This window comes from Sciscionella sediminilitoris (assembly GCF_000737195.2).
GTDB classification, from domain to species: Bacteria; Actinomycetota; Actinomycetes; order Mycobacteriales; family Pseudonocardiaceae; genus Sciscionella; species Sciscionella sediminilitoris.
The window spans coordinates 1-21,568 of record NZ_JALM01000085.1 but is presented as its reverse complement, the minus strand read 5'-3'; the positions used below and the strand labels follow the sequence as shown (position 1 = coordinate 21,568).

Annotated in this window: 23 protein-coding genes; 16 read left to right on the top strand and 7 right to left on the bottom strand. The window is 67.8% G+C overall.

What is annotated here, in order from left to right; all coding sequences use genetic code 11:
* Positions 1–322: iron chaperone (locus tag AD72_RS28330; protein WP_031469679.1), on the top strand; the 322-nt coding region annotated here is incomplete at its 5' end.
* 219 nt (positions 323–541) lie between these two features.
* Here the strand turns inward: AD72_RS28330 and AD72_RS28325 are convergent.
* Positions 542–1,105 (bottom strand): 2'-5' RNA ligase family protein, encoded by a 564-nt coding sequence (locus AD72_RS28325; protein ID WP_031469678.1) that lies wholly within the window; start codon positions 1,103–1,105, stop codon positions 542–544.
* A gap of 197 nt (positions 1,106–1,302) precedes the next feature.
* Between AD72_RS28325 and AD72_RS28320 the strand changes: the two genes are divergently transcribed.
* Both AD72_RS28320 and AD72_RS28315 read left to right on the top strand, forming a co-directional pair.
* Positions 1,303–1,476, top strand: a complete 174-nt coding sequence (locus tag AD72_RS28320) for a hypothetical protein (RefSeq protein WP_156365406.1) — start codon at positions 1,303–1,305, stop codon at positions 1,474–1,476.
* Positions 1,477–1,664: 188 nt separating this feature from the next.
* A complete protein-coding gene (locus tag AD72_RS28315; protein ID WP_031469676.1) occupies positions 1,665–3,596 on the top strand; it encodes a DUF6541 family protein in 1,932 nt (643 codons plus the stop codon).
* Here AD72_RS28315 and AD72_RS28310 read toward each other — a convergent pair.
* Positions 3,593–4,552, bottom strand: coding sequence for a LysR family transcriptional regulator (locus AD72_RS28310; RefSeq protein WP_063890811.1), 960 nt, complete (start codon positions 4,550–4,552; stop codon positions 3,593–3,595). The two genes, AD72_RS28315 and AD72_RS28310, sit on opposite strands and share 4 nt — an antisense overlap.
* A gap of 97 nt (positions 4,553–4,649) precedes the next feature.
* On the opposite strand from AD72_RS28310, the gene AD72_RS28305 reads away from it, so the two are divergent.
* Both AD72_RS28305 and AD72_RS28300 read left to right on the top strand, forming a co-directional pair.
* Positions 4,650–5,750, top strand: coding sequence for a sulfite oxidase (locus AD72_RS28305; RefSeq protein ID WP_031469674.1), 1,101 nt, complete (start codon positions 4,650–4,652; stop codon positions 5,748–5,750).
* A 74-nt stretch (positions 5,751–5,824) separates the two neighbouring features.
* Positions 5,825–6,523, top strand: a complete 699-nt coding sequence (locus tag AD72_RS28300) for a hypothetical protein (RefSeq protein WP_031469673.1) — start codon at positions 5,825–5,827, stop codon at positions 6,521–6,523.
* A gap of 16 nt (positions 6,524–6,539) precedes the next feature.
* Here the strand turns inward: AD72_RS28300 and AD72_RS28295 are convergent, their stop codons facing one another.
* On the bottom strand, positions 6,540–6,857 hold the full coding sequence (locus AD72_RS28295; protein WP_051899112.1) for a YrhK family protein: 318 nt from the start codon (positions 6,855–6,857) through the stop codon (positions 6,540–6,542).
* A 91-nt stretch (positions 6,858–6,948) separates the two neighbouring features.
* Positions 6,949–7,881 carry a GlxA family transcriptional regulator gene (locus AD72_RS28290; protein WP_031469671.1) on the bottom strand — a complete coding sequence of 311 codons (933 nt, stop codon included), beginning with the start codon at positions 7,879–7,881 and terminating at the stop codon, positions 6,949–6,951.
* A gap of 71 nt (positions 7,882–7,952) precedes the next feature.
* Here AD72_RS28290 and AD72_RS28285 point away from each other — a divergent pair, with 71 nt between their 5' ends.
* The 3 genes from AD72_RS28285 (at position 7,953) to AD72_RS28275 (ending at position 9,568) form a co-directional block, all read left to right on the top strand.
* Positions 7,953–8,639 carry an HD domain-containing protein gene (locus AD72_RS28285; protein WP_031469670.1) on the top strand — a complete coding sequence of 229 codons (687 nt, stop codon included), beginning with the start codon at positions 7,953–7,955 and terminating at the stop codon, positions 8,637–8,639.
* A gap of 46 nt (positions 8,640–8,685) precedes the next feature.
* On the top strand, positions 8,686–9,105 hold the full coding sequence (locus tag AD72_RS28280) for a RidA family protein (protein WP_031469669.1): 420 nt from the start codon (positions 8,686–8,688) through the stop codon (positions 9,103–9,105).
* 142 nt (positions 9,106–9,247) lie between these two features.
* Positions 9,248–9,568 carry a hypothetical protein gene (locus tag AD72_RS28275; RefSeq protein WP_156365405.1) on the top strand — a complete coding sequence of 107 codons (321 nt, stop codon included), beginning with the start codon at positions 9,248–9,250 and terminating at the stop codon, positions 9,566–9,568.
* Here the strand turns inward: AD72_RS28275 and AD72_RS28270 are convergent.
* Positions 9,542–12,223: a helix-turn-helix transcriptional regulator gene (locus tag AD72_RS28270; RefSeq protein WP_031469667.1), complete on the bottom strand. Its 2,682-nt coding sequence runs from the start codon at positions 12,221–12,223 to the stop codon at positions 9,542–9,544. The genes AD72_RS28275 and AD72_RS28270 overlap by 27 nt on opposite strands.
* A 136-nt stretch (positions 12,224–12,359) precedes the next feature.
* On the opposite strand from AD72_RS28270, the gene AD72_RS28265 reads away from it, so the two are divergent.
* The 3 genes from AD72_RS28265 to AD72_RS28255 are packed head-to-tail and all read left to right on the top strand — an operon-like array spanning position 12,360 to position 15,125.
* Positions 12,360–13,766 (top strand): MFS transporter, encoded by a 1,407-nt coding sequence (locus tag AD72_RS28265; RefSeq protein WP_031469666.1) that lies wholly within the window; start codon positions 12,360–12,362, stop codon positions 13,764–13,766.
* Positions 13,767–13,791: 25 nt separating this feature from the next.
* Entirely contained in the window at positions 13,792–14,664 is an 873-nt protein-coding gene (locus AD72_RS28260) for an SDR family oxidoreductase (RefSeq protein WP_231645006.1), read from the top strand.
* Between the two features lie 38 nt (positions 14,665–14,702).
* Complete coding sequence (locus AD72_RS28255; RefSeq protein ID WP_031469664.1) at positions 14,703–15,125, top strand: Dabb family protein; 423 nt, start codon at positions 14,703–14,705, stop codon at positions 15,123–15,125.
* 30 nt (positions 15,126–15,155) lie between these two features.
* On the opposite strand, the gene AD72_RS28250 is transcribed toward AD72_RS28255, so the two are convergent.
* Together AD72_RS28250 and AD72_RS28245 are read right to left on the bottom strand one after the other, a co-directional pair.
* A complete protein-coding gene (locus tag AD72_RS28250; protein ID WP_031469663.1) occupies positions 15,156–15,473 on the bottom strand; it encodes a YciI family protein in 318 nt (105 codons plus the stop codon).
* A 67-nt stretch (positions 15,474–15,540) separates the two neighbouring features.
* Positions 15,541–16,458: a LysR family transcriptional regulator gene (locus AD72_RS28245; protein WP_031469662.1), complete on the bottom strand. Its 918-nt coding sequence runs from the start codon at positions 16,456–16,458 to the stop codon at positions 15,541–15,543.
* Between the two features lie 72 nt (positions 16,459–16,530).
* On the opposite strand from AD72_RS28245, the gene AD72_RS28240 reads away from it, so the two are divergent.
* From AD72_RS28240 to AD72_RS28225, 5 genes are all read left to right on the top strand, one after another.
* Positions 16,531–18,162 (top strand): APC family permease, encoded by a 1,632-nt coding sequence (locus tag AD72_RS28240; RefSeq protein WP_082469200.1) that lies wholly within the window; start codon positions 16,531–16,533, stop codon positions 18,160–18,162.
* A 30-nt stretch (positions 18,163–18,192) separates the two neighbouring features.
* Positions 18,193–19,365 (top strand): MalY/PatB family protein, encoded by a 1,173-nt coding sequence (locus AD72_RS28235; RefSeq protein WP_051899110.1) that lies wholly within the window; start codon positions 18,193–18,195, stop codon positions 19,363–19,365.
* 95 nt (positions 19,366–19,460) lie between these two features.
* On the top strand, positions 19,461–19,601 hold the full coding sequence (locus AD72_RS35995) for a hypothetical protein (protein ID WP_197285100.1): 141 nt from the start codon (positions 19,461–19,463) through the stop codon (positions 19,599–19,601).
* Positions 19,602–19,757: 156 nt separating this feature from the next.
* Positions 19,758–20,870, top strand: a complete 1,113-nt coding sequence (locus tag AD72_RS28230) for an FAD-dependent monooxygenase (RefSeq protein WP_031469659.1) — start codon at positions 19,758–19,760, stop codon at positions 20,868–20,870.
* A 32-nt stretch (positions 20,871–20,902) separates the two neighbouring features.
* Positions 20,903–21,526 carry a TetR/AcrR family transcriptional regulator gene (locus AD72_RS28225; protein WP_231645005.1) on the top strand — a complete coding sequence of 208 codons (624 nt, stop codon included), beginning with the start codon at positions 20,903–20,905 and terminating at the stop codon, positions 21,524–21,526.
* The last annotated feature ends 42 nt before the right edge of the window (positions 21,527–21,568 follow it).

The window sequence follows — 21,568 nt, the reverse complement described above, 5'->3', positions numbered from 1 at the left end:
CGCCAGGGAACTGCTCGACCGATTGCGCGCGCTCGCCGACGAGGCCGTCCCCGAGGCGCACGTGGCCATCAAATGGGGCGCACCCGCGTGGCACCACCAGTCCGGGACGATTCTGTTCGTGATCAGCGGGCACGCCAAGCACGCCAACTTCACCTTCACCCCGAGCACCCGCGCGGCCTTCGCCGCGGAGCTGACCGGGTTCAGCACGGGCAAGGGCTCGGTCAAGCTCCCCTATGGCGAGCCGGTGCCGACCGAGTTGCTGCGCCGGATGATCGCGTTCCGGGTGCGCGAGCACGAGGTCGACGGCGTGCAGTGGATGTGAGCACCGGAGCGGTTCAGCCGATACCGGCCGCGTGCTCGGCGGTGGTCCAGTCGGTGAGCATGGCGTGCTGGGCCTTGTCCAGGGTGGTCTTGCCGCCGCACACCGCCGTTTTCATATCGTTCTCGACCTTGTCCTTGGAGTAGGAGTTCTGGCTCCCGGCATGCGGCTCGGGCCAGAGATTCCTCTGGAAACCGGAACCAGCTGGCGCGGTATTCCCGCTCAGGTGTGCTCTTGACCCGGCAACTCGAACCGGGCCACCGTGCGCCAGGAATCCGGCGCATCCGTTCCGGCGATCAATCGCATCCGGCGGACCCGCGCGCGTACCGGCAGTTCCCCGGCCACCTCGGCGGCGGCGAGCCGTAGCTGAGCGGGGCGCGCGCGGCGCGTGCTGCCGATGGTCAGATGAGGTACCGGGTCGGAGTGCGCGCCCGCATACGGCGGACAGTCCGGAAACCGGTTCCATACGGCCGCGGTGAGTGCCCGGAAGGGCGCGTCCGGTTCGGGAGCGAGCCAGACGACGTCCTGCCCGAACCACGCGACCCGCGAGAACACGCATTCGAAGGCGGGAATCGTGGTCACGCACGCGCTCACCTCGTCGATGACCTGTTCGGTCACCCGAGCCGGGGCCCGGAACGGGTACAGGACGGTGACGTGCGCCGGAACTCCCCACTGCGCCGAATGGTCGAGGGCCCGCCGATGTGGCCGCACCACCGGCTCCACGGCGGGCACCGGGACGATGAGCGCCGTCTCGGTCGCGCCGGTCAGCTCGCCAAGGTCTGCCATCGTCGCATGCTCGCACAGCCCGGGCCGGTCGACACACCACATTTCGGTGCCGCGCGTACGGGCGAATCGGGAGAAAGTGTTCCGCCAATTCCGGAATGGGCCGAATTCGTCATTAGTGATGGACCTAGTTTTTCCGGCGTACCGCCTGGACAGGGAAACCAGATCGTGCTGAGCTACCAGGCATGCAGTGCGCCAGCATGAACCCCGGCTTCGATCCGGCGGCCACCATGAGGATGTCGCCATCCGCACGGAAAAAGCGCCGGATGCGGCAACGGCAGCGGCAAGCCGAAGGCGGCCCGAAGATCGGCTGCATGGCCACCGGCGTCCTGGCGCTGGTGGTGGTTCTGGTCCCGGTGCTCAGGCGGGCGTGACTCCTCGACGATCGAACCCGAACACTGTCGAGTGATAAGCCATTCGCCGAACCACCACCGTTGGTGATATTCATCGGAGGATCACTCACTCTTTCCGGTGGCGTAAAGCCGGAACTGGTCGAGCGTAACGGAATCTGCCGACCTCGCTAGGATCGCCGCATTGTGCGTTCCTTCGATCGATTGAGCAGATGTCACTGAACGATAGCTATGGCCTCGTGGTTCTGGCCGGTCTCGCGAACGTCCTCATGATCTGGGGACCGGGCCTGGTCTTGGGCCGCGGCACCGGGCTCCGGGGGTGGCCGCTGGCTGCCGCGGCCCCGCTGCTGGGTTACGCCGTCGCGGGACTGTGCGGACCGCTGACCACGTGGCTGGGGATCCCTTGGGGCACCTGGACGTACTGCGGCTCGACACTCGTCCTCACGGTCCTCGCCTACCTGCTGCGCCGGGTGTGGCGGGGCCGGGATGAACCGCTCGGCGGCGCGGCTCGCTGGCAGCGCCGGGATCAGTGGATCGCGATCGCCGGGGTGGCCATCGCCTCGGTGGCCGGGGCGGTGATCATCGCGCTGGGCACCGGCGGGCTGACACATCTGCCACAGGACTGGGACGCACCGTTTCATGCGAACGGGATCCGCTACATCGCCGATACCGGTGACGGCAGTTTCACCGGTATGGGGATGATCAACTGGTACGAAACGGGCGGCACTTTCTACCCGAACGCCTATCACCTGGTCGCCGCCACGGTTTACGATCTGACCGGCGCACCGGTCAACATCGTGATGAACGCCCAGATGGCGCTTCTTCCCGCCATGCTCGCCCTTGCCATGGTCGCCTTGCTGCACCGGTTCCGGGTTCGCGCCCTGACCTGTTCGTTCACGGTGCTGGTCGCCGTGAGTTCGGTTTCGGTGATTTACGACCAGCTGTGGCGGGGACCGCTGACCCCGTTCGAGATAGCGAGCATCCTGAGCCTGGTCTTCGTGCTGCTCGCGGTGATGTTGCTGGACGAGCGCCGGATCGGCATCGGCGCGGCGCTCGTGCTCGCGGCGATAGGACTGCTCACCCTGCAACCCTCCGGCTTGTTCACCGGGGTCCTGTATCTGCTGCCCATCCTGCTCGGGCGCTGGCTGAGGACACCCCGGCGAACCTGGCGGGAGCTGGGTCTCCTGGCGATAGCCGGTGTGGCCAGTATCGTGATCTCCCTGCCGTTCATCAGCGGCCTGCTCGGCAACGCCGCCGAAGCCCCCGGAATCACCTGGGACAAACACTTCCCGTTCAGCCAGTCCCTCGGATCGTTGCTGACCTACCAGTTTCTCAGCGCACACCCGCAGATCTGGCTGGCGATTCCACTGTGGATCGGGCTGATCCGGTTCAGGAAACTCCGCGGTGCGCGGTGGATTCTCGGCGGCTCACTCATCTTCGCCTGCCTTTTCATCCTGACCATGTCCTACAACGGCAGCGCTCTCGTGGTCGCGCTCAGCAGGCCGTGGTGGAACGACCAGTACCGGCTCCTCGCGCTCGCCGTGCTTCCGCTCTCCCTGGTCGCGGGGCACGGACTGACCGAGACGGGGACCGCGATCGCGGCGCTGCTCCGGAAGGTGAACGCGCTGCGGCGCGCGGCGTTCGCTATCGCGTTCTCCGTGGTGTTCCTGGCTTTCTTCGTGCTGACCAAAGGGTTCTACCATTCCGTCAACGCGGCGGCGATCGCGTTCCGGTACGGAAACGGCCCGACGGTCACCAATCTCGAATACCGGGCCATGGAACACCTTCGCTCGATAGTGCGGCCGAACGAGAAAGTCATGAACGATCGATACGACGGTTCCGCGTGGATGTACGCGATCTCGGGCGCACATCCGGTGGCCGGGCACTTCGGCGACAACCAGGTGGGTGCCGCACCCAGCCTCCTGATGGACCACTTCGACGAGTACGACACCGACGCGCGGGTCCGATCCGCCGTGCGGCAGCTGAACGTCAAGTACCTCATGGTGGAGAAAGGCTTCGTGCGCGATACCAATCAGCGTGCGCACGGCCTCCGGCACCTCGACCGGGTGCGTGAACTGCACCCGATCTACCGGAACCGCGACGCGATCATCTACCGCGTCGAGGACGGCCGCCACGGAACCTAGCCGCCCGGCCGTGCCCGGTTCGTCGACGGGGTACGCAGGGCCGCCCGGTACAGCGCGGAACTCACCTCGCTCAACGGAGTGCGCGCGGGCCACACGATGCGCAGTGCCCGGCGCAGATCGAGGCCCTCGACCTCGATCCGGCACAGTTCGCCGCTGTGCAACTCGGAATGCACGGCGAGATCGCTGAGCACGCCCACACTCTCGCCGTCGTGCAGTGCGGTCTTGATCGCGGCGGTGGAACCGAGCACCGTGGCCGGGGCAGGCAGTGACCAGCCCACGGTGGCCAGCGCGCGCTCGAGGGTGTCCCGCGTTCCGGAACCGGGTTCACGCACCAGCAGCCGGGCCTCGATCAGGTCCGCGGGCGAGAGCGCGCGCTTGAGCCGCGCCCACCGATGCGTCCGAGCCACCACCACGAGCAGCTCATCGTGGCCGACCGTGCGATGACGCAGGCCTCCGGAGATCTCCGGGCTTTCCACGAAACCGATGTCCGTGGTCCCGGTGAGCACCGAGCGCATCACTTCCTCGGAGTTGCAGACCCGCAGGGAGGTCGCCGTGGTGTGCCGTCGGCCGTGCAGCGCGGACAACCACACCGGAACCAGGTACTCGGCGATCGTCATGCTCGCGGCCACCGTGAGGGATCCCGTGGCCCGCTCGCGCAGTGTGGCGACCCCGGTCTCGAAGCGGTCGGACGCGGCGACGACCTCGCGCGCCCAGCGGGCCGCCGCGGTTCCCGGCTCGGTCAGCTGCGATCCGGACGCGGTGCGGTTCACCACGGCGAACCCGAGATGCCGCTCGAGCCTGCGCAGGGTGGCACTGACCGTCGGCTGGCTCAGCTCGAGCGCCTCGGCGGCGCGGGTGATGCTACCGTAGCGGTCCACGGTCAGCAGTATCTCCAGCGCACGGATGCCGGTCCGGTCCACGGACGGATTCGGACCTCGAGCCCCCAATTCGGACATAGCGCAACATTATGATCGATCGTGGTTTCGCTCTACCGGCAGATGCACCAACCACAGCACCATCGGTATCACCCGAACACCGTGAAGGGGCGATGGGATGCAGACGAACAGCTGGGACAAACGCGCCGACATGCTGGTCTACGAGCACGAACCGTTCAACGCCGAATCACCGTCGGCCGCGCTCGCCGAGTCGAGGCTGACCGGGGCCGATGCCTTCTACGTACGCAATCACGGCCCGGTCCCGGAAGGGGACGAGGACGGCTGGCGGATCGTGGTGGACGGGCTGGTGCGGCGGCCACTGCGGCTGTCCCTCGAAGACCTGCGCGAGCGGTTCACCCAGCACGAGGTCGTGGCCACACTGCAGTGCGCGGGCAATCGCCGTTCCGGGTTACAACGTATCGGGGATATCCCCGGCCATCCGTGGGGAGCGGGAGCCACATCCACCGCGGTGTGGAAAGGGGTTCGGCTGACCGAGGTACTCGAGGCCGCCGGTGTACGGGACAGCGCCGGGCACATCGCCTTCGCCGCCCCGGACATCGCACCGGAAGCCGAACCACCCCAACGGTTCGGCGCCTCGATCCCGCTGACCAAGGCCAGACAGTCCGAAGTGCTGCTCGCCTTGACGATGAACGGGAACCCACTGCCCCCGGTGCACGGAGCGCCGGTACGGGTCGTGGTACCCGGGTACATCGGCGCCCGCAGCGTGAAATGGGTCGACCACATCACGGTTGCCGCCGAGCCCTCCGCGAACTTCTTCCAGTCACTGGCCTACCGGATACTCGGCCGGGACATCGATCCGACCGATGCCGAACCGGGACCGCACGGGGCCCTCGGCCCGATGCCGGTCAACTCCGCCGTACTCCAGCCAGGCGACGGCGACCGGCTGGCCGCGGGCAGCCACACGATCACCGGCTACGCCTTACCGTGCGAGGGAAACCGGATCGCGGAAGTGGAGGTTTCGGTCGACGGTGGCCGGACCTGGCGGCAAGCCGAGCTCGACACGCCGCCGAACGCCTGGACCTGGTGCCGGTGGCAGATCACCGCGGAACTCCACCGCGGCCACACCGAAATCATCTGCCGCGCCCGGGACAGCGCGGACAACGAGCAACCCCGCGCACAGGCGGAACTGTGGAATCCCAAGGGATACGGCAACAACGCCTGGTTCCGCACCAGTGTCGAGGTGACCGAACCGGGATAGCGGCCAGATCTGCCCGATATGCCGGTATACTGCGCGAAACGCCGAGTACAGAACCGAAAAGAGCGGGGTCGCGCATGCCGGAGAACGCCACGGGCGAGTATTCCGACCGGAACGAGATCGCCGCGATGCTCAGCGAGAGCGGAATCGCGCCGCGCTACGGCGACGGGACCGTTTTCGGTGAACCGGTCGTGATCGTCGACCAGATCTCCATGGACCGGTCCGGTTATCTGTACCGGCTGTACTCCGCGGGCGGCGCCCTGCTCGCCGAGTGCGTGGAACAGATCGAGTCCTACGACATCGCCGAGACGCCGCTGAACGAGGCGATCAGGAAGAACACCACCGAAACCATGGAGTTCCGCGATCCACAGGGGCGGCCGTGGGCCTCGCTGACACACCGGAAGGTGTGGAAGAGCAAGGTCAGCGTGACCGGCCCGGACGGCGGGGAGATCGGCCGGTTCGCCCAGAAGAACGTGCTCGGCAAGGTCAGCTTCGCCATCACCAGCCACGGTTCCATCACGGGGAAACTGCGCTCGACCGGGACCCGGCTCGAACAGTTCGACCTCGCCGACCAGTCCGGGAACGCCCTCGGCCGGTTCGTGAAACTGGGCGGTTACTCCCGCTGGCGTCCGCTGGTGCGCGATGCGCGGACGGTCGGCCGGTATGTGCTCGAGCTTTCCGCGCGGCTGCCGCAACCGCTGGCAACCATGGCCGTCGTCTCGCCGGTCGCGATCGACCTCGCGTTCAACATGGACCCGGCGGGATACCGGCGATAGCGCGGGCCGGGCATGCTCAGAACTCCTCCTGCTGGCGCTGCCAGCGAACGTGCACGCCCTCGGTGCGCCGTCCCATGCGGCGCAGGGTGAGCCGCCGGGAAAGGCGAAGGGCCGGCCGCACGGCGAGCTGGATGCTGCCGACCACGAACAGCCACACGCCGGGATCGTGGTCGGGGCCGAAGAAGAAGATGCTGCCGATGAGGAATTCGATCGCGATCAGCGCATCGTTGATGATGCTCAGCGTCTCGAACACATCGATGATGTGCAGCCGGTGTCTGCCGAACCGGATGATGATGTTCGGGTCGGCCGGGTCGTCGTCCGCAGGTGGAAGCATACTCCGAACGTAACAGGGCGAACACCGATCGAGACATTCTCGGACCGGTTTTGCGCTGGTTTGCCCGGTGAGTCCTGGCCGATGCCGCCGGTCAGCTCTTGAAGGTGTGCCGATAGGCGGTGGGAGTGGTGTTCAGCGCGCGCCGGAAGTGCAGTCGCAGATTGGCGGCCGTGCCGAGTCCGCAGTCGCGCGCCACGTGGTCTATCGGCTGCTCGGTGGTCTCCAGCAGTTCGCGCGCCCGGCCCAGACGCGCGTCGAGCAGCCACTGCAAGGGGGTCGTGCCGGTTTCCTCCGCGAACCGGCGGATGAGGGTGCGCTGGGACAAACCCGCGTGCCGGGCGAGCTGGCGCAGGGTGATCGGCTCACCGAGGCGGTGCATGGCCCATTCGCGGGTGTCGGACAACGATGCCTCGTCGGCCACCGCGACGGGAGCGGGAACGTACTGGGCCTGTCCGCCTTCACGGTGCGGGGCGGCGACGAGGCCGCGGGCGATCCGGTTGGCCACCACTGCCCCGAGATCGCGGCGCACGATGTGCAGGCACAGGTCGATGCCGCAGCACACCCCGGCCGAGGTGAGGACCTGGCCCTCGTCGATGTAGAGCACATCGCGATCCACTGACACGGCGGGGAATTCGCGTTCGAACCGGTCGATGTACTGCCAGTGGGTGGTGGCGCGCAACCCGTCCAGTACGCCCGCGGTGGCCAGTGCGAAGGCACCCGTGCAGATCGACACGATCCGCTTGCCCTGTTCGTGCGCCTCGGCCAGCGCGCTGAGCATGGCTTCGGGCTGACGGCTGGGCGGCTCGGAGCCGGGCACGATCACGGTGTCGGCCTGGCGCAGTTGTTCCGGGTCCGCCTCGGTGACTACCGCGAAGCCTCCGGTAGTTCGCGTTGTCGCGCCGAAGGTGTGCACGGTCGTCTCGTACGGGGTCTCGGGCCGAGGGGCGAAGATCTGTGCCGGGATCGCCAGATCGAGGGGCATGACCCCGTCGAGGGCGAGGATCGCGATCCGGTGAACCGTCATGGCAATATTCTATCGACCCGGGGCATTTTTGCCTATCACCAGTTCACGAGGGCATCGGTCACGCTGAAGTCATGCCAGCACCGACCCATGAGACGCCCGCTGCGGGGGCCAGCGACTCGATCGCACTGCCCGGTACACCGTTGGCCGAGGCCGTGGTGGAGCTGATCCGCCCGGCACACACGCCGCCGATGTTCAACCACAGCATCCGCAGTTACCTGTTCGCCCGGCTGCTGGCAGGTCATCTCGGCCTGTCCGCGGGCAGCGACTACAACGACGATCTGCTGTTCACCGCCTGCGCGATGCACGATCTCGGCGTCGCCGCGGACAGCCCGCACCAGCAGCGTTTCGAGGTCGAAGGCGCCGATCGCGCCGCCGAATTCCTCACCGGCCACGGAGTGTCCACAGTGGAAGCCGATCAGGTGTGGCAGGCGATCGCCTTACACACCTCGACCGGCATCGCGAACCGCCGGGGCACCCTGTGCCTGCTCGTCCGCGAAGGCATCGCGCTCGATTTCGGTGGCCCGATGGGAAACGAGTACGTCGAAGCGGTCAGCGAGGAGCAAGCCGATGCCGTGCACGCCGTGTACCCCCGGCTGAACATGATCGGTTCGCTCGTCGACGCGATCGCCGCGCAGGCCTCGCGATCGGCGAGGAACGCGCCCCGCTATTCGATTCCCGGCGAACTGCTGCGGGAACGCGAGGTCTACGGCCGGACCCGAATGGAGCAGTCCTTCCATTCTTCCCGCTGGGGCAACTGAACTCTCCCGATTCACCGAGCACGTGACAACGAAAGGAAAAATCGCCATGAGCAAGCACATCGTCGAGGTTCCCGAGGATTCCGAGGTCTTCGGGAAAACCGTCAGCGCGTTCGCGAACTTCGGGTACTCCGCCGCGGTTCGCTCGCACGGGCACCTGTTCATCGCGGGCACGATCGGCCGCCGCGCCGATGGCAGCATTCCCGACGACATCGAGGAACAGACCGAGATCGCGATCCGGCGTATCGCCGAGATCCTGCGACTGGAAGGCCTCGACCTGTCCGCGCTCGTCGACGTCACCAGCTACCACGTCGATATTCACCAGCACCTGCCCGGTTTCTCCGCGGCCAAGAAGCGGCTGCTCGAACCACCCTTCCCGACCTGGTCGCTGATCGGGGTCAGCGGACTGGCCAGCCCCGGGCTGCTCGTGGAAATCCGCGCCACCGCCGCTTACCCCGACCCGTCCTGACGGTTCGCCGCGCGGAATTCCTGGCCGCTTTCAGTGCCCCGGCGCCGCTGTAGGCCACCTGCGCCGGGCTCTGGCAGTTCTCGCCGATCACCGCATACCGGTACTGCTGGGCGCGCTTGCCCTGCAGATCTTCGCCATGGTCGTGTCCGGCCGAGCCGATGGCACCGTGGCGCTGTTCGCCGGGCGAGTCCTGCAAGGGATCGCCACCGGAAGTGTGCTGGGCACGCTGCCGCTGGACCGCGACCGCGAACGCGGCACCCGCGCCAATGCGATCGCGCCCGGGCTGAGTTCCGGGATCGGTGCCCTGTTTTCCGGGCTGATCGTGCGGTACCTGCCCGCGCCGGCTCGGCTCGTGTACGCCGTGTTCATCGGGATCTTCGTCGCACAGGCCTTCGGGGTGGCGCTGCTGCTGCTGCGCACCGGGGCAGCTCCGTGCTCAGCGAAGGCCGGGCATGTCCCGTAGTTGCCTGCGCGAGGTGACCCCGAGCTTGCGGAAGATGTTGCGCAGATGGGTTTCGACGGTGCGGGGGCTGAGGAACAGGTTCTCGGCCACTTCCTTCGAGGTCGCTCCGGCCGCGACCCGGCGGGCGACGTGCATCTCCTGCATGGTCAGGCGGTCGAAGGTGTGTTCGGAGCGGCTGCGGGCCACCTCTCCGGTCGCGCGGACTTCCTCCGCGGCCCGCTTCGCGAACGCCTCCAGCCCGATCTCGGAGAGTTGTCCGTGCGCGGTGTGCAGGTGTTCACGGGCCTCGCGACGGCGGCCCGCGCGGCGCAGCCATTCCCCGTACCGCAGGTGTGCCCGCGCGAGGTACAGCGTGAACGGGCTCGGCGCCAGGTGCTCGAGCGCTGTCCGGTAGTCCTGCTCCGCATCGCTGACGAGAGCCCGTGTCCCGGCCGCGACGCCGAGGGCGAAGCTGGTTCCCGCGGATTCCGTGCGCTCGAGCAGGGACTCCAGCGCCGACTCCGCTGCCGTGTGTTCACCGCACCGCATCGCGGCCTCCACCAGTTCGGGCAGCGCGATGCCGGTCAGGAAGAGGTCGCCACCGGCCACGGCCCGGCTCGCCGCCTCGAACGCGGCCCGGTAGTCGGCCATGCCGTTGGACAGCACGGCCGTCGCCCAGTGGGTGTTCGCCGTCAACGGTCCGGTGCTCCGGTCCAGCACCTCGGTGCACAGCTCGTGCACCTCCGCTCGGCGCCCGCGCATGGCGGCCAGGTACACCCTCGGGTAGAGCTGAGCCTCGTCCCCGAGGGCATCGGCGATCGCCTCTTCCTCGGCGATGGCGGCGATCGCTTTGCCGAAGTCACCGGTGAGCACCGCGGACAACGCTTCCTGGGACAGGCCGAGCCGGATGGTCATCGGCGCCCCCGTCTCCCGCCCGGTGCGCACCAGCCAGTCGGTGACGGTCGCATGCAGCTCGAGGTCCCACAGTTCACCGGCGAGCACCGCGGCCAGTGCGGGCGCCTGAACCCAGCCTGCCCCGTCGCCGGTGAGTGCCCGGCGCAGCGCGGGTACGGCGGCCCGGTGCCCCTCGGCCTTCAACAGCACGAGTGCGTCGAGGAGGTCGGGGGTCCCCGCGGATGGTCTCGGTGCCGAGCTCGCCGCGTCGAGCACCCGGTCCAGCACTCCCGCGGCCCTGCCGACCACGAGCCCCATCTCCAGTGCCGCCACGAAGTAGGTTCGCGAGCGGTCCGGGTCCGCATCCGCGATCCGCCCGGCCGCCCGCAGGATGAGTTCCGGCCCGCGGACGAACCCGTCCGCGCCCTCGGCGAAGGCGATCTGCCCACGGAGCAGCTCGATCCTGGCCTGTTCGGGGCCGTCGAGTCCCTCGGTGTCGATGCTGGTGAGCAGGTCCGCCGCGGCATGCGCCCGGCCGGTGTCGAGGGTCGCCCGCGCCGCCGCGAGCGTGCGCCCGGTCTTCTTGCCGTGCTCGAGTGACAGTGCCGCGGCACGTTCGAGGAACGCGGCGGCCGCGGCGACACCACCGCGCGCCTGGGCGCGTGCGGCCGAGGATTCCAGTTCCGCCGCGACCCGTTCGTCGGGCCCGGTGCAGGCTTGGGCGCGGTGCCAGGCCGACCGGTCGCCCGCGGTGACCGGGTCGGTGGCCTCGGCAAGCGCCCGATGCGCGGCAATCCGCAGTTCCGGTTCGGCACTGCGGTAGGCGGCCGAGCGCGCCAGCGGGTGACAGAACCGCGCGCGCATGTCGAACCGCGCGAGCCCGGATGCCTCGGCTGCCGCGCTCGCCGCGGCGACGTCGATGTCCAGTCCGCGCGCGGCCGCCCACAGCAGACCGGAGTCACCGGTCGGATCGGCGCTCGCGAGGATCAGCAGCCGCCGTGCGTCCTCGGGCAGTCCCGCCATCCTGGTCTGGAAACTCCGCTCGATCCGCCCCGCGTTCGGGGACGGGGTCGGCAGCGCGAATCCCCCTGCTTTGGGCAATTCGATCAGCGCGAGCGGGTTCCCGCGTGCCTCGGCGAGCAGGCGATCGCGGACCCGCTCGTCCATCGTCCCGGTGCGCTGCTCGGCGAGCAGCGCACGGGCGTGCACCGGACTCAGGCCACCGAGCGCCAGCCCGGGCAGCTCGTCGAGCCACGCCGCGCCGTCCTGCTCGCGGGCCGCGAAGATCATCGCGATCGGTTCGGCCGCGATCCGTCGCGCCAGGAAAGTCAGCGCTTTCGCCGAGGCGGCGTCCATCCAGTGCGCGTCGTCGACCAGGCACACCAGCGGCCCCTGTGCGCTGGCCTCCGCGAGCAGGGCGAGCGCGGCGAGGCCGATGCGGAACCGTTCCGGCGCACCCTCGGCCAGGCCGAACGCGACCATCAGCGCATCACGGTAGGAGTCCGACACCCGGTCCAGGTACCCGAGCACCGGCACACACAGCTGATGCAATGCCGCGAACGGCAGTTCCCCTTCGAACTCCGAGCCGGAAGCGCGGATGACCCGGAATTTCTCCGCGCCGACCCGCGCCACGTGGTCGAGCAGCGCGCTCTTGCCGATGCCCGGTTCACCGCGCAGCACGAGTACCCCGCCTGTACCGCCGCCCGCGGCATCGAGCAATGCGCTGAGGTGCCCGATTTCCTCGTGCCTGCCGACGAGTGAATGCGGCGCCGCTGCGGTCATGCCAGGCACCCTACTGGGCCTACGTAGCCGGAAACGCCCGAACTACGTAGTTGTTCCGGACGCGAACGACGGCCGCTGCCCGCGATCCTCATGGCATGACGAAACCGCTCGATACCGACTGGACGAGGACGACGTGATGAGTGATCAAGCAGCGCCGGAAACGGTCCGCCCCCGCTTGCCGCGCGGGGTGACCATGGGCGGGCTGGCGACCGCCATGTTCCTGGTCATTCTCGACAGCTCGATGGTGAATCTCGCCGGTCCGACGATCCGGTCGAGCCTGCAGATCACGGCAACCGGGCTCACGGTCGTGGTGGACAGCTACCTGGTGGCCTTCGCCGGTCTGCTGCTGCTCGGTGGCCGGCTCGCCGATGTGCTCGGTGCCCGGAAGGTGTTCCTCACCGGCATGGCCGTCTATCTCGCGGCATCGGCGTTCTGTGCGCTGGCCACCAATGGCGGGATGCTGATCGCCGGGCGGATCGGCCAGGGAATCGGGGCTGCGGCCGTGGTCCCCGCCGCACTCGCCCTCGTGCTCGCGCTCTATCCCACGCCCGGCGAACGTACCCGCGCCATGGGCGTCTGGGGTGCGGTCGCGGGAGCGGGCAGCCTCGTCGGTGTGTTCCTCGGTGGCACGCTGACCCAGCTGCTCGGCTGGCAGGCGGTGTTCCTGACACCGGTACCGTTCGGCCTCATCGGGGCGATCATCGCCTGGCGCGGGGCACCGCGGACCGCGGGACGGACCGGCCGGTTCGACGCGCTCGGGGCGCTGTCCATCACCGTGGGAATCTGCGCGCTCGCGCTCGGCATGGTCTCCGCCTCCGACACCGGCTGGACCGAACCCACCACGCTCATCGGCATCGCGGCCGGGTTGCTGTGCCTGTTCGCCTTCGTGCTCGTCGAACGGCGTTCCGCGCATCCCCTGGTCCCGCTCGGCGTGTTCGCCACCAAGCCCGTGGTCACCGCGAACCTCGTGGTCCTGCTCCTCGGTGGCACGCTGACCAGTCTGTTCTTCTTCCTGCCGCAGTATCAGCAGGATGTGCTCGGCATGAGCCCGCTCGGGACGGGCATGGCCCAGCTACCGCTGGCCGGGATGATCATCGTGGGCAGCGTCGTCGCGCCACTGGTGGCCAAGCGCATCGGCCTGACCAACGCGCTTCCGCTCGCGCTGGTCATCCTGCTCGCCGGGTTCGTGTGGCTGGTGCTCGATCCGACCACGAACGGCTTCTCGGCCAGTTTGTGCGGCGCGTTCCTGCTGATCGGCGCCGGAATGGGGCTCGGAATCGTGAACGCGACCGCGATGGGCGTGCGCAACAGCGCCGAAGGCGAGTCGGGACTGCTCAGCGGGCTGATCAACGCCGCACAGCAGCTCGGCGGCGCGGTCGGGCTCGCCGCCCTGGCCGGGATCGCGATCGGTGCCGCGGGCGCGAGCGGCGGCATCGGGTTCACCACCGCCTTCCTCGGCGAAGCCACGTTCGTCCTCATCGCCCTCGTGATCTCCCTCATCCCCGCCACCAGGACAGCGCCGACCCCGGTCACCACGCGCTGAACGACAACCCGGAAGGACAGCTCCCATGAACGACTTCACCGCTATGACCGACCGCACCGTGCTCGTGACCGGCGCGACCGGAACCGTCGGATCCGCGCTCGTGCCCGCACTGCGGGCCCGCGGGGTCACCGTCCGCGCCATGACCCGCGATGCCGATCGCGGTATCCCCGGCGTGCGGAACGTCATCGCCGACCTGCGCGACCCGGAATCGGTGGCCGCCGCGCTCGACGGCGTCGACGCCGTCTTCCTCAACAGCCCTTCGGCACCCGATGCGGCCGCGTTGCAGATGCGGTTCGCCGACCTGGCGCAGCAGGCCGGGGTGGGCCGGCTCGTGCTGCTCTCGCAGTACGCGGCGCGCGCCGACTCACCGGTGCGATTCCTGCGCTGGCACGCCGAAGTCGAAGCACACCTGGCCGGGATCGGCCTCGACCACACCGTGCTGCGCCCCAACCTCTACCTGCAGGCGCTGCTCGGCTTCGCGGGCACCATCGCCGCGGGCTGGTTCGCCGCACCCATCGGCAAGGCGGCCGTCAGCGCCATCGACACCAGAGACATCGCCGAGTCCGCCGCCGCCGTACTGACCACCCCCGGGCACAGCGGCCACACCTACACGCTGACCGGGCCGAGCGCGGTGACCCACGACCAGATCGCCGCCGCCCTCTCCGCGGAAACCGGGCGAGACATCACCTTCCATGACGCCCCCGCCGAACAGTTCGCCGCCGCCCTCGCCGGAGTGCTCCCGGCATGGCAGATCGAGGGCCTCGTCGAGGACTACGCCCACTACGCGCGCGGCGAAGCAGGCGAGGTGGACACGGCCGTCCCCGAGCTCACCGGGCACCCCGCGCGCGATGTCACCGAGTTCGCCCGCGACTACGCCAACGCCTTCCTCCCCGCCTGACCACCGGAACGAAAAACACCAGTAGAAAAGGAAAACCGATGATCTACCACTGCATCCGGTTCACCACGAAGCCCGGAATCTCCGAGCAGGACAAGGCCGCCGCGCTCGACCAGATGGGCAGGCACAGCCAGGCCATCCCCGCCATCAAATCCCGCATCGTCGGCCCCGACATCGGCGGGGAATACGACTACGGCGCGGTCACCGTACTCGAGGACATCGAAGGCTATGCCGAGTACATGAACCACCCCGCACACCTCGCGATGGACCGCGCCGGGCTGCCCCTCATCGACACCTTCGTGTCCTACGACATCACCGACGACCCGGACCCGGAGATCCGCGCGAAGATCGCCGAGGTCCACCGGCGCCGGTTCGAAGACCAACCCGATATCGCCGGACTCGTCTCCGGCCTCGGCGACTACACCGGAAGCGCCGCACCGGGCAAACACGGAAACCGCCGGTAAACCCGCGCTCGTCCCGGCAAGGGCACCGCGTCAGCTACCGGCGCTGCCCTTGCCGTTGAGCGCATCGGACACCGGCCCGAGCGGCGGAGCCCACTCCCGGATGTCCACAGTGGCCACGACACCAGCCTTCGTATAGGGATCCTCATCGACGATCGCCTGCACACCGGCACGATCCGCCGAGCGGAAGATCAGCAGCCCACCCGGATCCTCGGCAGGCGCCCAGGCACCCGCCGCGAGCAACGTGCCATCGGCAAGCGAACTCAGGTAGTCGCGGTGGACCTGCCGGGTCTTCTCCCGCAACTCGGAGTCACTGGTGTACGAATAGATCACTGCATAGGTTTTCGACACACCACGATCATGGCACACGAATCGGCGCGGTGGAGCCACGAGTTCATCCGCGGATCCTGGCGGCGAACTACCCGGATCGCCCCGATGGCGAGTTGCCCAAGGCCGTTCCGATCTCGCCGAGGTGTTCGAGCAGCGTCGCGACGCCGGGACGGCTCGCCGCAGCCGGCGAGTAGGCGAAGCGGATTTCCAGTTTCCATTGGTGCAACGGCAGAGGCAGTACCGCAAGCTCGCCGGCGCGCTGCGCTTTCGTGACCGCGAACCGGGGAACGACTGCGATGTAGCCCGAGTCGATGGCGAGCTGAATCGCCGTCAACGGCAGCCCGATGGTGTGCACCGGCCGGTTTCCTGGGCGTTGCTGGTGTTCGAAGTTCGTCGCAAGCGATTCGGCTTCCGGACCCCATCGGTAGACCACGACAGGAGTCTCCCGCAGATCCGCGAAGCGCAGCCGTTTCCGTTGCGCCAGCGGGTGTTCCGGAGGACACACGGCGACCATCGACGGCCGGCTGACGCGTACCGAGCGCACTTGCTCCTCGGTGCTCCCGGTCAGCACGAATCCGGCATGTGCCGTGCCATCGCGTAGTCGGCGAAGCACCTCGTCGCTGTGCGCCACACGGCAGTGCAGCGCGACCGGTTTACCGGCGAGCACGGTCAGCGCCGCCGGGAAAACCGAAGACGCGAGGCTGGCCGGCGCGGCGAGCACGAGTCGCTGGCTTCGTTCGCTGCCGAGCTCCGCGACCGCCTCGTCGAGCAAGCCGAGGCATCGTGTGGCGTACTCCGCGAACCGCTCTCCTTCCGGGGTCAGCGCACTGCCCCGGGCTCCGCGTTCGAAAAGCGTTGTGCCCAGCCGACGTTCGAGCGCGGCAAGCCGGGTACTCACCGAAGGACCGCTCATCCGCAGATCAGTCCCTGCGGCGGCGAAGCTCCCGAGACGCGCGGCAGCGGTGAAAACGCTGAGGTCCGTGATGTCGATCGGCGGCACAGCCATAGGCAGAGGTTAACGCTAGCCGAAGGGAAAGTCACTCTTCCGGAACGCTGCACGGCATTCAATAGTGGAAATATGAGCATGGAAAAACCCGGCGAGGATTCCTCGGCGACGGTATCGGCAGCCGACGACCGCCGGTTGCGTCGCGCACTGGGCACGCCATCCCTTGCCATGCTCACGTTTTCCAGTGTGATCGGGTCCGGCTGGCTATTGTCCCCGTACACCGTCGCGAAAGCCGCGGGCCCCGCCGCACTGCTCACCTGGGTGATCGGCGGACTCGCCACGCTTCTGGTCTGCCTGGTGTTCATCGATCTCGCCTTCCGGAATCCGATGTCCGGCGGCAATGTTCGCTGGCCGCGGATGGCCAGTGGTCCGCTCGTCGGTATCGCGGTCAGCTGGGCGATCCTCCTGCAGGCGATCTTCGCCGGGCCGAGCGAATCGACCGCTGTCGCACAGTATCTGGGACGGTGGATCCCCGGCCTGGTCGACGAGGATTCGCTGAGCTGGACCGGCCGGCTACTGGCGGCGGGACTGCTGTTGGTGTTCTGCACGGCCAGCTTCTTCGGGGTCGTTTTCATCACCCGGATCAACAATGTGGTGACCACGATCAAGCTCGTCGTCCCTGCCGTGACCGTGATCCTGTTGCTCGCCAGCGGATTCGACACGGACAACTACCGGATCGGCGGCGGTTTCGCGCCGTACGGTATTTCCTCGGCGCTGAGCGCCGTCGTCGGGGGCGGCGTCGTGTACGCGTTCACCGGAATCAACGGTGCGGCGGTACTTTCCGGTGAGGCAAAGGATCCGCGCAAATCCGTCCCGCGTGCGACCCTCCTGGTGTGGGGTGGTTCGCTGTTGCTGTTCCTGGCATTGCAGGCGGCGATGATCTTCTCGCCACCGAGCGGTCTGCTCGGTTCGGGCTGGCATGGACTCAACCTCAGTTCCCCGCTCGCGCAACTCGCCGGTTTGCTCGGCATGGGCTGGCTTTCCACGGTGCTGATCATCGACGCGGTCTTCTCGCCATCCGGCAGCATGCTGATGGGGACCTCGATCAAGGCGCGCTATACCTACGGTGCGGCGCAGAATGGGCTGCTGCCGAGCGTCTTCACCCGAGTCAATCGCCGTTGGGGCGTGCCGTGGACCGCCTTGCTGCTCAACGCCGTGGTCGGCGCTGTCGTCATCCTCGGTTTCGGCAGCTGGGAATCGATCGCGAGTTCGCTGAGTTTCTTCTACGGACTGAGCTACGCTGTCGTTTCGGTGGCCAGCACAGTGCTCTATCGGTCGGAGGGACACGGATCCGGATGGCTCGGTCGCTGGTCGATGCCGATCGGGTTCACCTCGTTCGTCCTTTCCGGACTCATCCTGTACTGGTCCGGCTGGACGAAAGTGCGGATCGCGTTGCCGATGTTGTTGGCCGGATTCATCATCTACCTCGTGCGCAGGCGGGTGCACCGGGGAAGCGAACCGGTATCGGCGATGCAAGGTTTTTGGCTGATCGGCTGGCTCTTACTGCTCGGTTCCTTTTCCTTCCTCGGCGCATTCGACGGCATCGAAGTCATCAGTGCACCGTGGGATACCGTGCTCGCCACCGCCGTCAGTGCCGGAACATGGTGGCTGGCCCACCGCTCCGGTGTGCAGTACCGGCAAGCGCTCGCCAGGCGAGCGGCGCAGCATTCCGATTCCTGGTCGATCAACGAAGCTCGAGCCTGAAACACAAACCCAGAAAGCAGAGGTACTCCGTTGACCGAAGCACGCTACGCCGGGCTCGATTGGGATGTGGCGCGATCGCGCGAACGCCGGACCAAGCGGTGGTCGGTATACGGGCCGGAAGTGCTCGATCTGACGGTCGCCGAGATGGATCTGCCGATCGCCGAGCCGATCATGGCCGCGTTGCGGGACGCCCTGCAGCGCCAGACCGTCGGCTATCCGATCCCGGCTTCGGCTTCCGATCTGCCAGAAATCGCCGCCGGTTGGCTCACCGAGCGGCATGGGCTCGCGGCAGAGCCGGCGGCCATCGGACTGCTCCCCGAGCTGATGCGCGGCATCACCCATTCGATCCGGCTGTTCACCGAACCGGAATCGCCGGTCGTCGTCCCGACGCCGAGCTACCGCAGCTTCTTCGGTGCGATCGAACTGGCCGGTCGCCACGCTGTCGAAGTCCCGATGCGCACCGATTCCGGTGAGTATCAGCTCGATATCGAGCAGATCGACTCGGCATTGGCGGCCGGGGCGGGCAGCGTGCTGCTCTGTCACCCGGCGAACCCGGTCGGCCGGATCTTCACCCCCGCCGAACTGCGCGCGCTCGCCACGGTGATCGACCGCCATGGTGCGCGCGTGATAAGCGATGAAATACATGCACCGGTGCGGTATCAGCGGGAGTTCACGCCCTACGCCTCGCTCGATGCGACAACCCGCGGGCACTCGGTCACACTCTTCAGCGCCACCAAGGCATGGAACATTCCGGGCCTGCGCTGCGGCTTCATCGCGCTCACCAACCCGGAGGACCGCGTACTGTGGAAAACCCTTCCCGGCGCGGCGACCGGTGGAATCAGCCCGCTCGGCATGCTCGGCTCCGCTGCCGCATTCCAGCACGGTGCGCCATGGCTGGACAACGCCATCCGGTTCCTCGAGGACAACCGGAAACTACTCGCCAGGCTGTTCGCCGAGGCCGATCTTTCGGCTGTCTACCGACCGGCGGCCGCCACCTACCTCGCCTGGCTCGATCTACGCACCCTGGGATCCGGGGCACGGCCGGCTCGACTGCTGCTCGACGAGGCGGCCGTAGCCACCGCACCGGGCCCGGACCACGGCGAAGCGGGCAGCGGCTTCGTCCGGCTCAATTTCGCAACCCAGCCCGAGATACTCGAAGAGGCGGTCCGCCGCATCATCAAGATCCTCGGCGAACACGGCTGAGCTCGACGGCAAGGAGCTCACCGACGGTCCTACACTTCGCACCTGTCCGCGCGGCTGCGATCCCGACCGCCGCAGCCACGCGGCCCGGAAGCCGAGTGGGACCTGCACGTGCGTCCGGTCAGGTCGAGTCGCTCGATCCGGCCGCGGTCGACAACTGCGTGGTCTACGCCCACGCCAGTGCCGAGCGGGTGGCGGGCATGGCGACCCGAATCCCAGGCATCATCCGCAGGCGGTAAAGCCTCGACCAGCGAGTCGAATGCGGTGCGGTTCCCCTTTCGCCCCGGGCGGGATGGTCCGGGGCGCTCGCCTTGGGTCACCCACCCGGGGACTACTGGAGCAACAAAAAGTTGCTATAGTGGTGGCGGTAGGGATCCCAGGGAAAGGAGACCGGGATGCGGATTCTGGTCAGTGGTGCAGGGGTGGCCGGGTTGAGTGCGGGCATCGATCTGGCTCGTGCGGGGCACACGGTCGAGATCGTCGAACGCGCCGGACACTTGCGTACCAATGGTTCACCGATCGACGTACGTGGTGACGCCGTCGGTGTCATCGAACAGATGGGATGCCTGGATGAGGTCGTCGAGCATTCCATCACGATGACCGAGGGAGCGAAGTTCGTCGCCGAGGACGGTTCGGTGATCGCTCCGCAGCCGATGGCGGAGACCAACGATTCCGACGACGATGTCGAGATTCCGCGCGAAGACCTGATGCGGATTCTGCGGGAGGCTCTGCCCGAGGATGCGCAGCTGCGTTTCGAGGACTCCGTTCGGAGCCTGTCCGACGACGGTACCGAGGTGACCGTCGTGTTCGAATCGGGACAGCAGGGCCGGTACGACATCGTCGTCGGCGCGGACGGGGCGCATTCGACCGTGCGGCGACTGGTGTTCGGCCCGGAACAGGACTTCGTCAAGCATCTGGGTCTCTACGTCGCGATCGGCAACGCGCCGACGGAGGCGGTCCCGGGAAACGCACCGCATTCGGTGCACATCCTCAATCTGCCCGGGCGAATGGCGTGTCTGGGCCGGTATCGTGACCAAGCGCTCGCGATCTTCACCTTCCGTTCGGAACGCATCGAGTACGACCACCACGACCTGTCCGCGCAAAAGCGCATCCTCACCGATTTCTACGGCGAAGACCGGCAGTGGAAAATTCCCGATCTACTGGCCGCCGCCCAGGCGGACCCGGAACTGTACTTCGACGCCATCGCTCAGATCCACATGCCCGTATGGCACGAGGGACGCGTCGTACTCGTCGGCGACGCCGCACACTGCGCGACCCCGATGGCAGGCCGCGGCACCTCGCTGGCGCTGACCGGAGCATGGATCCTCACCGAAGAACTCACCCGGCACGACGGCGACCACGCAGGGGCGTTCACCGAATACGAACGGCGCCAACGGCCCTACTCGGACAAGGCACAGGCCTCCGCCAGCGGTGGGGCCGATCTCATGGTCCCCGCCACGGAAGAGGACATCGAGCAGCGCAACACACGACTGCTTTCCGCGCAGTAAGTCAAGGACAGCAAGCGATACCTCGGGAGCACATGAGCATGACCGAGCGCCGCAGAACGGGCAAGGACACCGCAAGCGCGACACCGGCACGCCGTCCGGGCGGGCGGAACGGCCGCCTGCGCGAACGCATGCTGACCGCCGCGGCCGAGCTCATCGCGCGGGATGGCATCGAGAGGTTTCGCTACGAGGGAGTGGCCGAGCTCGCCGAGGTGAACAAGACCACGGTCTACCGGAACTGGCCGGACCGCGCCGAACTGGTGATCGAGGCACTTTCCTCCTACGACGCGGACACCGTCACGGTGAAGGACTCCGGTGACCTCCGCACGGATCTGGCGGACCTCCTCGTGGCCCTCGCGGATTCCCTGTCCACTCCGCGCGGGCGCGCGCTGTCGAACGTCGCGGCCACTTCCCCGGCGAGCGAGGAAGTGATCGCGATCGTGGATGCCGCGCACGAACGGCGAATGACGACCATGCGTCAGCGACTCGACAAGGCGTTCGAACGCGGCGAGCTACCGCCGATGGATGCTCATTTCCTCACCGAAATGCTCGCCGGTCCGGTGCATCTGCTCCTGCGCCGAGGACCACGCTGCTTCACCCGCGAGGACGCGGAACAGATCACCGACATCATCCTGGCCGGCATCCGCGCCCGGAAATAGCCGATCAATCTTGGAGCAGTCATGGAAAATGACCGTTATCCG